The 16,648-nt window shown below is 40.6% G+C and carries 15 protein-coding genes; 5 read left to right on the top strand and 10 right to left on the bottom strand.

Annotation, left to right across the window (positions count from 1 at the left end; genetic code table 11):
• Positions 1 to 1,874 precede the first annotated feature (1,874 nt).
• A complete protein-coding gene (locus tag IQ276_RS32330) occupies positions 1,875 to 2,405 on the top strand; it encodes a hypothetical protein (protein WP_193921824.1) in 531 nt (176 codons plus the stop codon).
• Positions 2,406 to 2,675: 270 nt separating this feature from the next.
• On the opposite strand, the gene IQ276_RS32325 is transcribed toward IQ276_RS32330, so the two are convergent.
• Positions 2,676 to 3,599 (bottom strand): hypothetical protein, encoded by a 924-nt coding sequence (locus tag IQ276_RS32325; RefSeq protein ID WP_193921825.1) that lies wholly within the window; start codon positions 3,597 to 3,599, stop codon positions 2,676 to 2,678.
• Between the two features lie 714 nt (positions 3,600 to 4,313).
• On the opposite strand from IQ276_RS32325, the gene IQ276_RS32320 reads away from it, so the two are divergent.
• Positions 4,314 to 4,817 (top strand): GNAT family N-acetyltransferase, encoded by a 504-nt coding sequence (locus IQ276_RS32320; RefSeq protein ID WP_193922085.1) that lies wholly within the window; start codon positions 4,314 to 4,316, stop codon positions 4,815 to 4,817.
• 68 nt (positions 4,818 to 4,885) lie between these two features.
• On the opposite strand, the gene IQ276_RS32315 is transcribed toward IQ276_RS32320, so the two are convergent.
• The 3 genes from IQ276_RS32315 to IQ276_RS32305 form a co-directional block, all read right to left on the bottom strand.
• Positions 4,886 to 5,086, bottom strand: a complete 201-nt coding sequence (locus tag IQ276_RS32315; protein WP_190881658.1) for a type II toxin-antitoxin system HicB family antitoxin — start codon at positions 5,084 to 5,086, stop codon at positions 4,886 to 4,888.
• Positions 5,070 to 5,336 carry a type II toxin-antitoxin system HicA family toxin gene (locus tag IQ276_RS32310; RefSeq protein ID WP_190881659.1) on the bottom strand — a complete coding sequence of 89 codons (267 nt, stop codon included), beginning with the start codon at positions 5,334 to 5,336 and terminating at the stop codon, positions 5,070 to 5,072. Before IQ276_RS32310 ends, IQ276_RS32315 begins: the two co-directional genes overlap by 17 nt.
• A 367-nt stretch (positions 5,337 to 5,703) precedes the next feature.
• Positions 5,704 to 6,759: an ABC transporter permease gene (locus IQ276_RS32305; protein WP_193922088.1), complete on the bottom strand. Its 1,056-nt coding sequence runs from the start codon at positions 6,757 to 6,759 to the stop codon at positions 5,704 to 5,706.
• Between the two features lie 147 nt (positions 6,760 to 6,906).
• On the opposite strand from IQ276_RS32305, the gene IQ276_RS32300 reads away from it, so the two are divergent.
• On the top strand, positions 6,907 to 7,419 hold the full coding sequence (locus IQ276_RS32300) for a DUF3122 domain-containing protein (RefSeq protein WP_228043419.1): 513 nt from the start codon (positions 6,907 to 6,909) through the stop codon (positions 7,417 to 7,419).
• Positions 7,420 to 7,581: 162 nt separating this feature from the next.
• Here the strand turns inward: IQ276_RS32300 and IQ276_RS32295 are convergent, their stop codons facing one another.
• A complete protein-coding gene (locus IQ276_RS32295; RefSeq protein WP_193922092.1) occupies positions 7,582 to 8,205 on the bottom strand; it encodes a class I SAM-dependent methyltransferase in 624 nt (207 codons plus the stop codon).
• Positions 8,206 to 8,299: 94 nt separating this feature from the next.
• Between IQ276_RS32295 and hemH the strand changes: the two genes are divergently transcribed.
• Complete coding sequence (hemH, locus tag IQ276_RS32290; protein WP_190881663.1) at positions 8,300 to 9,466, top strand: ferrochelatase; 1,167 nt, start codon at positions 8,300 to 8,302, stop codon at positions 9,464 to 9,466.
• 142 nt (positions 9,467 to 9,608) lie between these two features.
• Here hemH and IQ276_RS32285 read toward each other — a convergent pair whose 3' ends face one another.
• The 4 genes from IQ276_RS32285 to IQ276_RS32270 form a co-directional block, all read right to left on the bottom strand.
• The gene (locus IQ276_RS32285) at positions 9,609 to 10,160 is read right to left on the bottom strand and encodes a DUF4126 domain-containing protein (protein ID WP_190881664.1); all 552 of its coding nucleotides are present in this window, start codon (positions 10,158 to 10,160) and stop codon (positions 9,609 to 9,611) included.
• Between the two features lie 323 nt (positions 10,161 to 10,483).
• Complete coding sequence (gene purB / locus IQ276_RS32280) at positions 10,484 to 11,779, bottom strand: adenylosuccinate lyase (RefSeq protein ID WP_193920143.1); 1,296 nt, start codon at positions 11,777 to 11,779, stop codon at positions 10,484 to 10,486.
• Between the two features lie 122 nt (positions 11,780 to 11,901).
• Entirely contained in the window at positions 11,902 to 12,462 is a 561-nt protein-coding gene (locus tag IQ276_RS32275; RefSeq protein ID WP_190881665.1) for a DUF421 domain-containing protein, read from the bottom strand.
• Positions 12,463 to 12,884: 422 nt separating this feature from the next.
• Positions 12,885 to 13,919, bottom strand: coding sequence for a YihY/virulence factor BrkB family protein (locus IQ276_RS32270; RefSeq protein ID WP_193920137.1), 1,035 nt, complete (start codon positions 13,917 to 13,919; stop codon positions 12,885 to 12,887).
• A 286-nt stretch (positions 13,920 to 14,205) separates the two neighbouring features.
• Here IQ276_RS32270 and IQ276_RS32265 point away from each other — a divergent pair, with 286 nt between their 5' ends.
• On the top strand, positions 14,206 to 14,847 hold the full coding sequence (locus IQ276_RS32265) for a type I restriction endonuclease subunit R (protein ID WP_193920139.1): 642 nt from the start codon (positions 14,206 to 14,208) through the stop codon (positions 14,845 to 14,847).
• Positions 14,848 to 14,887: 40 nt separating this feature from the next.
• On the opposite strand, the gene IQ276_RS32260 is transcribed toward IQ276_RS32265, so the two are convergent.
• Positions 14,888 to 16,420 (bottom strand): YifB family Mg chelatase-like AAA ATPase, encoded by a 1,533-nt coding sequence (locus IQ276_RS32260; RefSeq protein WP_193920141.1) that lies wholly within the window; start codon positions 16,418 to 16,420, stop codon positions 14,888 to 14,890.
• Positions 16,421 to 16,648 lie beyond the last annotated feature (228 nt).

Below are 16,648 nucleotides of genomic sequence, written 5' to 3'. Positions count from 1 at the left end.
AAGCATAGAGGCCAGTCTGGCAGTTTTAGATGAAGTCAAGGATGTTGATAAAGCCATTCAATTGATTGAGCTTGCTAAGAATTCCGAGAAAGCTTTGGAGCTAATTAGAGCAGAAAGAAATATTGATACCTTATTAGAAATTCTTCGGATTGAAGGAATTACAGTTGATAATTTCCTCAGCTTGCTAGGCAAACCGGGTATGACTGGAAGCATTTTGAAGAATTTTCTGCGTAATGCTGATGGCTCTTCCCGAATGACTGTGGTTAAGTTAGAGCAGCTTCTTGGTAATACTAAAATAGCAGATAACGTAACTCTATTACAGAGCTTAGTTAATCACACTAAAATTACAAATCTGGCTCAATTTGAGGAGCTACTAAACAATGCTAAGATTGCCAATGGTACTGAGCTTTTAGATATACTAAACCATGCTAAGATTAGCAACGCTGCCGATATTATAAGTTTATTAAACAGTACCAAGATTGAGAATGCTGCTGAAATTCTCAGCCTGTTGAATCACACCAAGATCGCAAATGTTACCGAACTTCTCGGCTTGCTAAATCACGGAAAGATTACGAATGTTGCCGATCTGCTAAGTTTACTAAATCATACGAAAGTTACTAACGTTGCCGAACTTCTTGACTTACTAAATAATACCAAGATTGCGAATGTTAGTGAGCTGCTAAGTTTACTAAATCATACGAAAGTTACTAACATTGCTGAACTTCTAGACTTACTAAACAATGCCAAAATTGCGAATGTTACTGAGCTTCTTGACTTGCTGAATCATGCCAAGATTGCAACTGTTACTGAGCTTCTTGACTTGTTGAATCATACTAAGATTGCAAATGTTACTGAGCTTCTTGACTTACTAAACAATGCCAAGATTGCAAATGTTACTGAGCTTTTAAGCTTGCTGAATCATACCAAGGTTGCGAATGTTGCCGAACTTCTTGGGCTGTTGAATCATAGCAAGGTCACGAATCTTACTGAGATTTTAGACTTACTGAATCACGGACAGATTACTAATGTTACTGAACTTTTGAACCTACTCAATAATGTAAAGATACCCAGTATTACTCGGCTTCAAGAGCTTCTAAATGCAAATATTACAAATAATGCGGCCGAACTTGAGCGGCTTCTAAACCTTGTCAATACCTCAGAAGACCTTGAACTTTATGTAATCATGGCAGGAGGAAGAGGTGAAATTGCAGGACTCGAAGCAATTTTGACCCGTGCAGTTGCAAAAGGAGATGTTACGCGAGTTGAGGATATTCTTAATCTAGCCAGTGGTAATGCAGCTGTATTCCGGAAGTTAGCGGATGCAGCACCATTGTTCAGAGTACCACCACTAACAAAATCGGTGATGAGTCTACCGACTCCAATACCTCCTTACACAGGTTTGACTCCAAACGCAACTGCGGGACATTTTCTAGATCACACCTATGAATATGTCGATTTACCAAGTAGGCTGAATAAGACCCTGGGTACAACATTGTGGCCACAAGGAACAACTCCTGCTGCGATTGAAACTTATTTACAAGAAGCAGTTAATGTCCTAACTTCCGCTACACCTCCTACAGTGATTGCACAAGGAATTCCACAACCGGTTACTATCAGTAGTTTTACTGTTCAAGTCGGTACTCAAGGATCTGCAACAAACTTAAGAATAGGACAATTTTTCCCGACACCTACAGGTGGTGGAATTCACTATACGCAGGCTGAAATAAATGCCCTGTGGAGGCTGCTACAATAAAAACAAGTCAATCGATTATTAATTTTTTTAATCTAGAGACAGAGCAAGCAGGATTACTAGTATCTCTGTTTTTAAAAGTGAATGCTTGTAGGCGAATCAATTACTTTATAAAGAAAATAAAATGAAAACTAAAGTAGAATTTTGTGCTTATATTCGTGAAGAAAATGAGTTTCCTTGCATTGATGAGAATACTTTGAAAATAGATTTTGAAAAATATCGTGAAAAATTAATTAATAACTTAGATGCTGATGGATTGATTGTCATTAGCTCCTTAGAAGAACCTGATACTCGTATCCAGATTCAAGATGAATTATGGGCGATTGTTCAAAATCTTTGCTTCATCGCAATTCTAGACTTAGTAGCTCAAAAATCTGCTGTTGTTAGGATATATAACAACTACGGATATGTACGATTAGATCCAGAGGCAAATCAAGTCAGGATATCAGGTGATGGAATCCCTGATGTCAGAATTGATCGGTCAGATTTGATAATAGCTCTATATGATTGTGGAAAAAGATTTATAGAATTTTTCCGAATGCTTAGAGGCAACGATCTTGAATATCAAGATGTTATTCAAGGGTTAGAGGAACATGCTGAGACGGCAAAGCAATGTATACAAGACTGGCTTGCCATAAAAAATCCTAATGGATGATATAGCGATTCTCATTTGAATAAGGTACGTGGGTAGGGGCGCACAGCTGTGCGCCCCTACGAGGATCTGTACCTCACCCATGTGGGAACCACTATAGTGGGTGTTGTTGAGAGGCTTTGAGAGAAATGGCGATCGCTTGCTAAGATTGGAGGATCGAGGGTTGATCCAGCTGAATTCGGTAATCAGGAAGGCAAAACAGCGATCGCAAGACTTCAAAAACTCAAATTCCTCTTGAATCAAAAACAGGTTAAAATCCTGGACAAACAATTTTTAGAATTTTTCATTGAACCCTTCGCTCCCTTCAATTAACTTCATTGCTTCTCCACTCGAACCATATAACTCAACAAACCTTTTAAACAGCAACCCAGTTTCGTGATTGGAAATTCGATTTGAATTGAATAAACGCTGTATATTTCTCTCAGCTAAGGCTTTTAAATACGGCAAGTCTTCAAACAGTGTCAAACAAGAAGCAAAATGTAAGATTATTTGCAATAATGGCTTTGGCCATTCTAGGTCACTATAAATGTCTATAAACAATTGATGTTCTGAATCACTTAATGGGAAGACATTAAAAATAACAATTATTCTTTTGTTATCGTAGACTGGAATACTCAGTTCAACAGTGTATGGAGTATGCAATATTAAATCTACCTCCACAATTGGTTGTCGCCAAATTCTTAAAGGATTAGCGGGTGAATCCAATATTGTTTGAAATTTAATTATCCCACCTATACTTGTGGTTTGGAAGTGGCTAATATTTAGAATTTTGAGGTTATTCAGGCTAAATTTATGAACTGTTTCTAAATGTTTTAAGCTCAATAAATGATAAATTTGGCAAACATAGGGAAAAGGTAAAATATACTCCTGGCTAATCATATGTAGCTTTTTGATTTTCAGCTTTTCAGCTTGAATACGATAGAGATATTCTTGATATTGGCTGGGGCTTAAATCATTGCTGTTAAAGCTTTCGCCTGGTTTTAGATATAACCAACTCAAAAAAAAGAAAGATGCTATAAATAGTTGAGATATTTCTACAGTCGATACATAGCCATCAGCAAATATAGCTATACTTCTATCAGTTATGCCAAAGAGCCAAGACGGAATTCCAAATAGCCAAATTCCACTTTTAATTTTATCTATTAAAATTGCAATATCAACTTCTATCGATGGGTTTTTAGATTGACTGACACTCATTTTTTTGATATTAAATTCGTCAAAAGTATTATGGAATGGGCTTTTTAAGGATTTGAAATTGTTGCTCTATTTACGCCGTGGCGTACTATGAATCTCCTACTTACACTTATCCTAAGCAAGACTAATACTAATACCCTCTGTCTTGAGCTGGAGATATAAGTCATATTTATCTGTATTTATATAGAAATAATCAAATTAAAATTTCCTAAATATGACTTAAAATACAAATTTTTCTATTTCTATATGTATGTTGTTCATTTAGTAAAAGTCTTTGTCAATTATGCTGCTCAATCATTCAAAATTGTATCGTTTGATGCATATATACAATACACGATCGCTCTATACTAGAATTATTAACTCATTTAAAAATTCAAATTATCTCTATATCAAAATAAATATATCTTTAGATAAAATAGTTTATTTTTCCTGACATGAGAAAATATCTATTTCTCTAGAATGAATACTTAATGAAGCATGAGAAATAAAAACTTAGAATTGGCGAGTAATAAATTATAAAGTTTCTCTATTATATGTAAAAGAATAACAATATAAATTGTGCTGGTTATAATTTTCAAAATAAACACTTGAATGAATCAGGAAAGTCCTGTTTGATGACGCATCTGTGACAATTACGGTAGAAGCCGTATAATTGCTACTGTTAACGCTGTATGATTTTTGAATATTTTCGCTTAGATTTTCTTCAAGACCTTAGCAATGATGATTCGCCATGCGATTGAAACCGACTTACCCACAATTGTGGCAATTTACAATGCGGCAATTCCTAGCCGCATGGCAACAGCTGATTTAGAGGCGGTATCTGTGGAAAGTCGGCTTGCTTGGTTCAGGGGGCGATCGCCTTCACATCGTCCACTCTGGGTAATCGAAGTAGAAGGAGTAATAGCTGGGTGGCTGAGTTTCCAATCCTTTTATGGGCGACCTGCTTATAGTACAACTGGTGAAATTAGTATTTACATAGCGCCTGCCTTTCATCGGCGTGGTTTAGGAAAGCAACTTTTAGCGCAAGCAATTCAACAAAGTTCTAGTTTGGGTTTAAAAACTCTAGTGTGCTTCATTTTTGCCCACAATCAACCCAGTTTAAAGTTATTTCAAACATTTGGGTTTCAACAATGGGGATATTTGCCTAAAGTTGCAGAACTTGACGGTGTTGAACGAGACTTAGTTATTATGGGACTCCGAACTAATCAACCTGTTACTTAATTACAATATTCTCGAATATATTTCACCAATCCAAAATTTAAAATCTAAAATCCAAAATCCTATTACATCTAACGCGGTTTAGGTTCAGGAATTGGACGCCCTAAATCCTTAGCTGTTTCTATCCACTCTTGCATTACGATTTCTACATTATACAGAGCTTCTTGATAAGTCTCGCCATCAGCAGCACACCCTGGTAATTCTGGTACTTCGGCAATAAAAGCTTCATTTTCCCTACTCCAGTAGAGAATAATTTCATAGCGAAATCTCATTTTTACTTCCTAGCTGATACTTAATAATTACTGCACGAACTTGTTTAACTTGATAGCTTTTGGCTTTTCCTCTTTTGTGTTGTAAATTTAATATTTCCTCAACACCATCTTTGACAAAAATACGATGATCGCCACGAATCCGTTCATCAAAGCCTAGTTTGTATAAGAGTTGCCACAATTGGGCAAAAGGGATGTCTGTATCAGAAGTCCCAGAGAGGATTTTTCCTAAGATTTTGTCTTGCTGACTCACGTTTTTCTGACTGTCTGAATATTTCTATAGTCTCATATTTTTTAAAAAAATTGTTGATGCCAAGAAAAAAACGAGTCTTATTTGGGCGATGTCTACGACAAGCTCAAATACACACTTGTTATTTTTTATCAATTAAGCAGATATCAAGCCCTATTTGGATTAATAAACTCGATCCGCTTATTTGATATATATGGAAAAATTGCTCTTTTGTTATTTGAATAACACGGACGAAGTTAAAATAATTCGTAATTCGTAATTCGTAATTCGTAATTCGTAATTACTTTTTGTAACGGGGATTTAACCCCGACACAAAACGTTCTGCCTGTAGAGGCAGGGGAATTAAACTGAACATATTTTGTTAATGTCTTCATTTAATTCTTACTTGGTTGTAAATTAATATATCTGTTGCTAAAAGAAAAAAGAATAAAATACCTTGAAACATTCCAGCTAAAGCTAAAGGAAGTCCCAATTTAATCTGTACTAATTCGCTGCCTACATACAAAAGTGCTATGAGTAAACTGGATAAAATAATACCCAATGGATTTAATCGACCGATAAAAGCGGCAATGATGGCAGTATAACCATAGCCAGGAGAAATGCTAGGGCGTAGTTGACCAATGGGGCCTAGAACTTCGCACACACCAGCTAAACCTGCTAATCCACCGCTAATTAAAAGAGTTAGCCAAATAATGCGATCGCTCTCTATTCCAGCATATACCGCAGCCTTAGCGCTAGAACCAATTACCCGCACACTAAAACCAAAAAATGTTTGTCGCAATACTCCCCAAATTAACACTGCTGCCACAACTCCTAAAATTACACCCAAATGCAACCTTGTACCAGCAATTAATGGTTGTAAGCTAGCAAATTCCCCAAAGGGTGCAGATTCAGGAAAGTTAAATCCTTGGGGGTCTTTTAATACCCCATGTACTAAATAGTTTAAAACAGAAATTGCTATATAATTTAACATCAAAGTCGTCAAAATTTCATTAGCATGAAATCGCACCTTCAAAAAAGCAGAAATACTTGCCCAAATTGCACCACCCAACACACCAGCTATCAAACTCAGTAGCAATAAACTATAATTATTAATGCTAGGAAATCCTAAAGCTACAGCACTACCACAAATCGCACCAATAGTAAACTGTCCTTCTGCACCAATATTCCACACCTTACCTTGAAAACACACCGATAAACCAACAGCAATTAATAAAATTGGTGCTGCTTTGACAGTTAATTCTGACAATCCATAAAAGCTAGTTAAGGGCGAAATTAATAAAGTTTGTAAAGCAGCAACAGGGGGCTTACCCAATAAACCAAATAATACAAATCCTAAAATCACCGTTGCCAGTAGTGCAACCAGAGGTGATAACACTTGCCATATTTTTGACGGGACACTACGGGGTTCAAGTTGAATGAGCATAAATATAAATTAGGCAGGAATTTTACCAAAACAGCAACATTGGCGTCATTCGTCAGAATTGAGCGTGAATTCTGTACGATTCTTGGATGATTGATTCTGACTTCTGAATTCTTCTTCAATTCTGAATTCTGCTGTAAAATGTGCTGCATGAAGCGAAAATTGCAACAATATTTTTGGCATTGTGTCCTAGTAGTCCTTCTAGCATTAACTGTATGTGGATGGTGTGTCGATTCAGCACAAGCGCTGCTGCGTCAACATCATGACTCGCCTAATGTATTACGGTACCATTCGCAAGTATCTATCAAAGATGAATTTGGATATGCTTGGCAAGTGCTACTGTTCAAACAAAATTACAACAATCCAGTCAAAGACTTACGGTTGCGCTTAGTTGCTTTTCCTGGTGTTGTTGAAGTTGCTCACCCCCAACCATTGTTAATTGAGACAGCAGGGGGAAAATTGTTGAGTGCATCGGATGCATACGCCCTAACTGCACCCGCACCGAATGTAGGCGAATACAACTTCACGAATGTCTTAGCTAAATTGCCAACAACCGATGCACTCAAACTTTATGTGCCAATCTCTAGTAGACAGCCATTAGTTCTCAATATACCTAAGACTGTAGTCACCGAGTGGCAATGGCTGGTGACAGAGATTGATTGATGAAATCAAATTCTATCCCAATACGGTTCGGTTAAGCCAAGAGACGCGATAAATCGGCGTCTCTACAATAATCATTCCTTCGTAGAGACGGCGATTTATCGCGTCTTTGGATCTAGAATTTTCATCAAAAAACCTTAACCGAACTGTATTGAATTCTATCCTTCACTTCTTCGCTTGTATAACTTGCAAACTACCACCTGCATACAAAGTTGGCTTACCCACCTCAAACCCAGTTTCTGTTAACAAACCAGCCAAATCAGTTTTTAATAATTCCCAAGCTGTTTCCGTCTCAAACAACAACAAAAACACCGATACCCCAGGCCAAAATATCGGATTTGTCGGAGCGTGAAAATCTACCAGTGTAAATACCCCTCCTGGCTTTAGCACCCGATAAACCTCATTAATAATCTTTCGTAATTGCTGAGGTTGCATCTCGTGTAGTGCAACGCTGGTATGCACCACATCAAACAGATTATCTGTAAATGGCATTTCCTCTGCAAAAGCTTCCACATAAGAAGCTAATGGTACATTTTGCCGCGCCCGTTGCAAAGATTTCGGTGAAGCGTCTAGCCCCGTTACATTTTGTGAAAGTTTTAGCAAAAATTCCGTCGTTTGACCACTACCGCAACATAAATCTAAAACCTGAGTATCTGAGTCAATTGTTAAGCCTTGCAAAGCAAGTTGCCGAAAACGACCTTCACCACCTACAGTTAAGGCTGCTAAACGAGAAATACCATCATACAGCCACTGATAGCGGTAACTCCAATCCCTTAAAATTGTTGCCATTGCATATTTCCTTACGATTAAGCTTTATATTTAATAAAGATATATTGTTAACATTAGTAAAAAACCTGAAAAAAATCGGGGGAAAGTAACTGCTATGGGTCGTGTAGGCGTCTTATTACTGAATCTCGGTGGCCCCGATAAGCTAGAGGATGTCGGGCCGTTTTTGTACAACCTATTTTCCGATCCGGAAATCATTCGCCTACCGTTTCGCTGGTTGCAAAAACCCCTAGCCTGGTTCATTGCCACGCGGCGAACCAGAACATCTCAAGAAAACTATAAGCAAATCGGTGGTGGTTCTCCACTGCGGCGGATCACAGAAGCCCAAGGAGAAGCCCTAAAAGAACAGTTGGGTTATTTGGGTCAACAAGCCGATATCTATGTGGGAATGCGTTATTGGCATCCGTATACAGAAGAGGCGATCGCACAACTCACCCAAGATAATGTAGAACACCTAGTAATTTTACCACTTTATCCCCAGTTTTCTATCAGTACCAGTGGTTCCAGCTTCCGCCTGTTAGAAAAGCTTTGGCAAGAAGATCCCAAACTTCAACGCATCGATTACACCGTCATTCCTTCTTGGTACAAACAACCAGGCTACCTCCAAGCAATGGCGGAACTCATAGCCCAAGAACTAGAGCAGTTTCCGAACCCAGATGACGTTCATATCTTCTTCAGCGCTCACGGCGTTCCGAAAAGCTACGTTGAAGAAGCAGGCGACCCCTACCAACAAGAAATTGAGGAATGTACTGCCCTAATTATGCAGACCCTCAATCGACCCAATTCCCACACTTTGGCTTATCAAAGTCGCGTCGGCCCAGTAGAATGGCTCCAACCTTATACGGAAGATGCCCTTAAAGAACTAGGCGCCCAAGGCGTGAAAGATTTGGTAGTCGTACCCATCAGTTTCGTCTCAGAACACATTGAGACACTACAAGAAATTGATATTGAGTATCGAGAAGTAGCAGAAGAATCAGGAATTCACAACTTCCGTCGCGTACCGGCTCCCAATACCCATCCAGTATTTATTAATGCCTTAGCCGAATTAGTGATTGATGCGCTGAAAAACCCCAGTTTCAAGCTGTCCCAAGCAGCCCAAATGAAAAAAATGGTGAAAATGTATCCCCAAGAGCGTTGGGAATGGGGTCTAACTACTAGTGCTGAAGTATGGAATGGTCGCATTGCCATGCTGGGCTTCATTGCCTTAATCATCGAGCTGATTACCGGTCAGGGTATATTGCATATGATTGGAATTTTGCAGTAAAGGGGACTAGGGACTGGGGACTGGGGACTGGGGACTGGGGACTGGGTATTGGGAGGTGTGGGAGGTGAGGAAGATTAGGAAGCTTTTTTCTAATTTTTTCTAATTTCCCCACACTCCCCACACTCCCCCATCCCCCCATTCCCTACTCCCTACTCCCCACTCCCTTGTGATACCACCCATACCACTGCTTGGCGCTACGAACTGCAAACCACAGCAGAATTAAAGCAATTAATCCTCCTTGCCAGGGGGCATCAAAGGCAAAAAGTACCAGAGCAATACATAGGATATCTTGAAGAAATACTGCCCACAACGGTAAGCCGCGTAATCGGTAGAACCATCCAACTTGAACTAACTGGAGTACCAAAGCTAACAAACCCCCAGTTAAGGCAATTAGCCAGTGTGGCGTTGCTGTGGCGGAAGCTACTGCTAACCCCATAATTGCCCCTACGAGGGGAGACATTGATAATTGAATCACTTGTAGCAATCTTTGTCCCCATAGCTTTTTTGAGGCTAATAATTCAACTAACGACCAACTGGTGAGGCAGGCTAATAATATTGGTGGAGAAATATGAGATAAAATCGGAACTTGCGACCACAAGTTACTACCCTGTAACAGTCCAATAATTAGCAAAGGTATGCCTATTCTCATTCCTGCTGCCGCAGAGGCAGAAAGTGTGGCTAGGATTTCAATCATCAAAGCACTCGCAGCACGAATAAATAAGTAAGTATTTGTTATGTATACTACCCACTGATGGTGATAATTACAGCACCAGATTAGAAGTCTTTTTTGGGAATGGGGAGTGGGGACTGGTGACTGGGGACTGGGGAAACGAGGGAGCAGGGGAGGTAGGGAGTAGGGAATGGGGAGATGGGGGAGTGTGGGGAGATGGGGGAGTGTGGGGAAATGAGAAAAAATTAGAAAAAAGCTTCCTAATGTTCCTCACCTCCCACACCTCCCACACCTCCCACACTCCCAATACCCAGTCCCCAGTACCCACCCCCCAGTCCCCAATAAACCTAAATACCTAGCCGTTGGTAAACCTCTTCTAAATGCCGCAGATGTTGTTGGGGATCGAAACACACTTCTAGTTCTGCTAGGGACAGTTTTTGGGTAACACGAGGGTCTTTGCTAATCAAGTCCTGGAAATTGCCTTCTGGTTTGTTCCAAGCAGCATGAGCGCTTCCTTGAACGATCGCATAAGCTTCTTCCCGATTCAATCCCTTGTCTATCAAGGCAAGTAGCACTTTTTGACTGAAGACAACGCCGCCGTAGCAATTGAGATTTCGTTCCATGTTCTCAGGATAAACCAGCAGGTTTTTCACTAAGTCCGTGATTTCTGCAATCATAAAATGGGTCAAAGTACAAGCGTCTGGCAAAATTACCCGCTCCACGGAACTGTGGGAAATATCCCGTTCGTGCCACAGGGCGACGTTTTCCAAGGCTGCACCGGCATGACTTCTAATAAGTCGCGCAATTCCCGTCAGCCGTTCCGAACGGATGGGATTGCGCTTGTGGGGCATGGCTGAGGAGCCTTTTTGACCTTTGGCGAAGAATTCTTCGACTTCTAGAACGTCTGTTTTTTGCAGATTGCGAATTTCCACAGCAAAGCGTTCGATGGATGCCGCTAATAGCGCTAATTGTTGCACATAGTCGGCGTGCCGATCGCGGGAAATTACTTGTGTTGAGGCTGTATCGGGTTGCAGTCCGAGTTTTTGGCAAGCGATCGCTTCTACACGCGGTTCGACGTTGGCATAGGTGCCCACTGCACCGGAAATCTTACCCACGGCAATGGTTTGACGGAGAATTCTCAGGCGTTCTTGGTGTCGCAACACTTCTGCCAACCATCCAGCTAGCTTGAAACCAAAAGTGATCGGTTCGGCGTGAATACCATGCGATCGACCAATCATCACTGTATTACGGTGTTCCTGTGCCTTTTGGCGAATCGCACCAATCAAATCTTCCACACGTTGCAATAACACATCCAAACTCGCAACCAATTGCAGTGCTAAAGCTGTATCCAGTACATCGGAACTGGTTAGCCCCAAGTGAATATAGCGTCCGGCATCTCCTACATATTCGTTGACATTTGTCAAGAAAGCAATCACATCGTGACGAACTTCAGCTTCAATTTCTAGCACCCGCTTTGGGTCAAAATCTGCTTTCGCCTTAATTTCCTCAACTGCCTCAGACGGAATATAACCTAATTGGGCCTGAGCCTCGCAAACTGCGATTTCTACTTGCAGCCAGGTTTTTAACTTATAGGTTTCACTCCACAGATTACCCATTTCGGGCAGAGTATAACGCTCAATCACAATCTGGCACAGAATACAACCGTCATATTTTACAGTAATCGAAAGCAGAAAGCCCATCGGCTTTTATCGGTGCTTATAAGAGGTCGAGGCGCAAAACAGAAAGATTTACTACAACTTTTTCCCTATTTCCCTATAAGTGCATCATTTTTTAACTCTACTTTTTGCCCAAGGATGGAATTAGATTTTGAGTCTGATGTAATGATACTAATCCTACCGTCAGCTTCCATATATGCTAACTTGACATCAGCCAAAAATTCCACACCTTGCTGACGTAACTTGCTCATCAATTCCTCTTCCGTAATTAATTCTCGTTGCAGATGGCGCTGAATCATCCGGCCATTTTTTACTAATAAAAGCGGTGGCGGATTCATAAAACGTTGAAACTGCGGAATTTTGTAGCCCAACCAGTTGAGCAAATAGCTCCAAAAAATTACAGTTCCCACTAAGATTGCACCTTCAGTAATCGATGTATAATTACTAGCCATAGCATTTTGGGCAGCTTCAGCAAATAGCACAACTACGAGTAAATCTGTAATTCCTAAAGTTCCTAGTTGGCGGCTAGGAAGCAAACGCAGCACTGATAACAGCGCTAAGTAAACCAGCGACCCGCGTATCATCAATTCAAAGATGCTGATACTAGGAACAAAGATTGCGTGCCAATCGATAAAAAACAATTTGTTCATTAACACTATTTTTCTTTCTTTAAAGTATTGAAATCTCATTGAGAATATCGACAATCATCTACATAGGCTGGAACTTCCTGTTTTAAAAGTTATAAATTTTATTCATTTTTTTATTAAGATATAAATTGTATCTATTGTAGTATTGTCATTTTAATGTTACGAAATTTCTCGTTATAGTGAGGTACAAGGTAGGGGCGCATAGCTATGCGCCCCTACAAATTATGGAATGAACGATTGAAACTTGTTTGAGTGCGATCGCTCAAATTGCAATCTTAGTTAGAAATGAGTTTGGCTAATGAATCAGAAATATGACAGTAGAAATTTTACTGTCATACTGAGGGAACAATGTCTACAACGGGCTACGCCTACGCAGGTTTTTTGATTTCAAATATTACATACCAATTAGCTTCATTTTTAATCCCTTAAAAATGCTGATTTCTTCTTCTATATTTCAAGCGTTTGGGTTGACCAAAATAGCGAATTAAGCGACTTATTAATTTAGAAAATGACTGCTTATTATTGTTATTTTGCTTTTTCTGAGTAGTATTATTGTTATTCGCCCCTTGATCATTAGAAGCTTTATTATTCAGAGGTACAGCATTTTTAGTAGGCGTGATGCCGCTTCCATGTCTTCTGGAGTAAACTTGGGTAAACTCGGCACCAAAAAAAAGAATCTGCGCCGCATAATTAACCCAAGCTAAAATTACCACAAGTGAACCAGCAGCACCATAGGTTGAACCAAAACTGCCATTACCTAAATATTGTCCTAACAAAAACCTGCCAATGGAAAATAAAAATGAGGTGAGAATAGCTCCAACTAAAACATCACTCCAAGCAATTTTCACATCTGGTAAGACTTTAAAAATGAGTCCGAAGAGGAATGTAGTGATGGCAAAAGAAATGATGAAATTAATAATTTGCCAGAGAAAATCAACACCTGGCACTAAAGTACTAAAGTAAGTTGCTAACGCTGCTAACGCTGTACTAATTACCAGAGAAACTAAAAGTAAAAAGCCAATACCTAACACCATTGCAAAGGACAGAAAGCGTAGGCGAATAATGTTAGTTACGCCGCGTCCGGGTTTCGGTTTCACTTCCCAAATCGTGTTGAGGGAATCTTGCAACTCAGTAAATAAACCAGTGGCACCTAATAGCAAAACTACAAGACTAATAACAGAAGCCATCACACCTGTCTGTGGTTTGTTAGCATTCTGAATCGCTGTTTGGATAAATTCTGCCCCATCTGGGCCGACTAAACCTTGAATTTGTCGGACAATTTCACCCCTTGCGGCTTCTTCTCCATATACTGCACCTGCGATCGCAATTACAATAATTAGCAATGGTGCAATAGAAAAAATCGTGTAATAAGCTAACGCCGCCGCTAACCGAGAGGCTTTATCCTCACTCCATTCCTTAAACGTCTCTTGGAACAAACTCCAAATCGCCTGCAAATTCATTGAGTCAGTCTCCTTCTAGGGGATGTTGCTTAGTCCCTGATATATTGGATACTGATTTGGTGAGTAGTCACATCCTCCCAAGGGAGTTTGTACAGCGTTCTTGAGGAGGAATTCAGGATTTTATTCGCCAATTAGCGATAATAAAAATATGCTGATGTTACAAATATTTTCAGATAAATAGACCACGCGGTAGGGGCACAGCATTGCTGTGCCCTTACGACAGATGTGGTTCAAATACATGAAAAGTGCTGTAAGAATCTAGGCAAGCTACTGTTACTTAAAACCAATGACACAAACGGCAGCAATTACAGAAGCGATTACCAATCTTCAAGATGCAGAAAATCGATTCGGTTTTGTCCGTGTTGAAGATGAGCAATATTTTCCAGAGTGGTATGAGGGATTATCTGAAATTACGGAAGCAGAAAAAGCCTCTGTAGATGTCGTGCGGCGTAGGTATCTCTATCACCGTGCCGCAGGTGATTTACTAGAAGGGACAGTCATATTGTTGTTGGTGTCACCAATACTTGCACTCTCAGGGTTTTACGATCCTCCTTTCAGAATTAAAGCTGAATCATCTGTGGAATTGGTGCTGGATGATGGTGAAGAGATACTGCGCGGAGGGATTGACGTTTTAGTGCTACAAAATCAGTTCTGGGTGATGGTGTTAGAGTCAAAAAAAACCACGTTGTCTGTTTGGTCGGCTGTACCGCAAGCCCTAGCTTATATGATGGCTAACCCCAACCCCAGTAAACCTGTATTTGCTATGGTGACGAATGGAGACGATATTTTATTTGTGAAAGTGACGCAAACAAATACCCCACAGTACGACCTCTCAAGGGTCTTCGCGCCGTTTGCATCCGCCAGAGAATTGTACGCCGTTTTGCAAATTCTCAAGCGTATTGGTCAGGTAATCTCTTCTGCGTCCTAATTGCTCTTTTGAATTCGGAATTCGGAATTCTGACTCCTTTTCACTGCATTCTATCGATTGTGCGATATTGAATTGCTTCGGCTACATGATTGGGTTGGAGTTTTTCCTCTGCTGCTAAATCTGCAATCGTCCGTGCTACTTTGAGAATGCGATCGCTTGCTCTTGCTGATAATCCTAATTTTCTAATTGCTGTTTCTAATAAATTGCGACTTGCGTCATCTAGCTTGCACCATTTTTGCAGATGACTACTCTGCATTTGGGCATTGCAACGCAGATTTGCTTCTGTTTGAAAACGAGTAATTGCGCGATCGCGTGCTTCTTGTACTCGTTGACGCACTGATGTTGATGCTTCTCCCGTCGGTTGTTGGGTAATTTCTTCTGGTTTTAAGCGATTCACCGCCACTTGTAAATCAATCCGATCCATCAACGGCCCAGAAAGTTTTGCCCAATATTGCTCGCGTTGTCGGGGAGAACAAGTACACTGTTGAATAGTATCGCCATAGTAACCGCAAGGACAGGGATTGGTACTCGCCACCAAAGTAAATTGCGCGGGAAACATGACTGATAATTTAGTGCGGGAAATGGTTACGAAACCATCTTCTAAAGGTTGACGGAGAAATTCTAAAACATCACGTTTAAATTCTGTTAATTCATCCATGAATAAGATCCCATTGTGGGATAATGAAATTTCTCCAGGACGAGGAAAGCTCCCACCGCCTACCAGAGAAGGGCCGGATGCTGAATGATGGGGACTGCGAAAAGGGCGATCGCGCACTAAAGAACCGCGATTTTTTAATAAACCAGCTACCGAGTGAATGCGAGTCACTTCCAAAGATTCGGCAAAACTCAGAGGAGGCAAAATCCCCGGTAAGCGCCGTGCTAACATGGTTTTCCCACTACCAGGCGGCCCGACAAAAACTAAATTATGCCCACCAGCCGCAGCAATTTCTAAAGCACGACGTGCATGAGTCTGTCCTTTGACATCTTGCAAATCCGGTGAATGTAGAGACGTTACATGTAACGTCTCTACATTGTCAGACATCTCCACAGGTTTGTAACGCCCTGGATTATTTAAAAAGTCCACCACATCAGAGAGATGTTGGCAGCCATAAACAGCCAAACCTTCAACTACCGCCGCTTCTTGGGCATTATCAGCAGGGAGAACTAAGCCTGTAATTCCCATTTTTTCAGCAGCTGCGGCGATCGGCAACACACCAGCTACCGCCCGCAAGGTGCCATCCAGAGAGACTTCGCCTAAGAATAAATAATCCCCCAATAAATCAGCGCTAACTTGCTCAGAAGCCGCCAAAATTCCCACACTAATAGGTAAATCGAAACACGGGCCTTCCTTGCGTAAATCCGCCGGAGTTAAATTAATTACAATTTTTCGCATGGGAAAGGCAAAACCTGCATTCTTCAAGGTTGCCTTAACTCTTTCCCTTGATTCTTGAATCGCTGAATCTGGGAGTCCTAAGACAACAATTCCCGGTAATCCTCCTGAAACATCGACTTCCACGCCTACTTTGACGGCATCGATACCGACAATAGATGCACTCCAGACTCTAGCAAGCATTTGTTATATAACAGTAAACCTTTAGCATCTCTAGCAGATGAGTCACGAGATTGGCATGGGTGAAACCACAGAGACGATTTTTAGAGTATTTTGGATTTTGGATTTTGGATTTTGGATTTTGGATTGAGAATTTCTTTGTGGCGAATATTTCTGTGAATCCATCTGGCACATTGATTTTTCAAATTGCATTTAAGCGAGTAGGGTGGGCACTGTCACCCACCCTCACAC

This window comes from Desmonostoc muscorum LEGE 12446 (genome assembly GCF_015207005.2).
Classification (GTDB): Bacteria; Cyanobacteriota; Cyanobacteriia; order Cyanobacteriales; family Nostocaceae; genus Nostoc; species Nostoc muscorum.
This window is presented reverse-complemented; position numbering and strand designations above follow the sequence as displayed.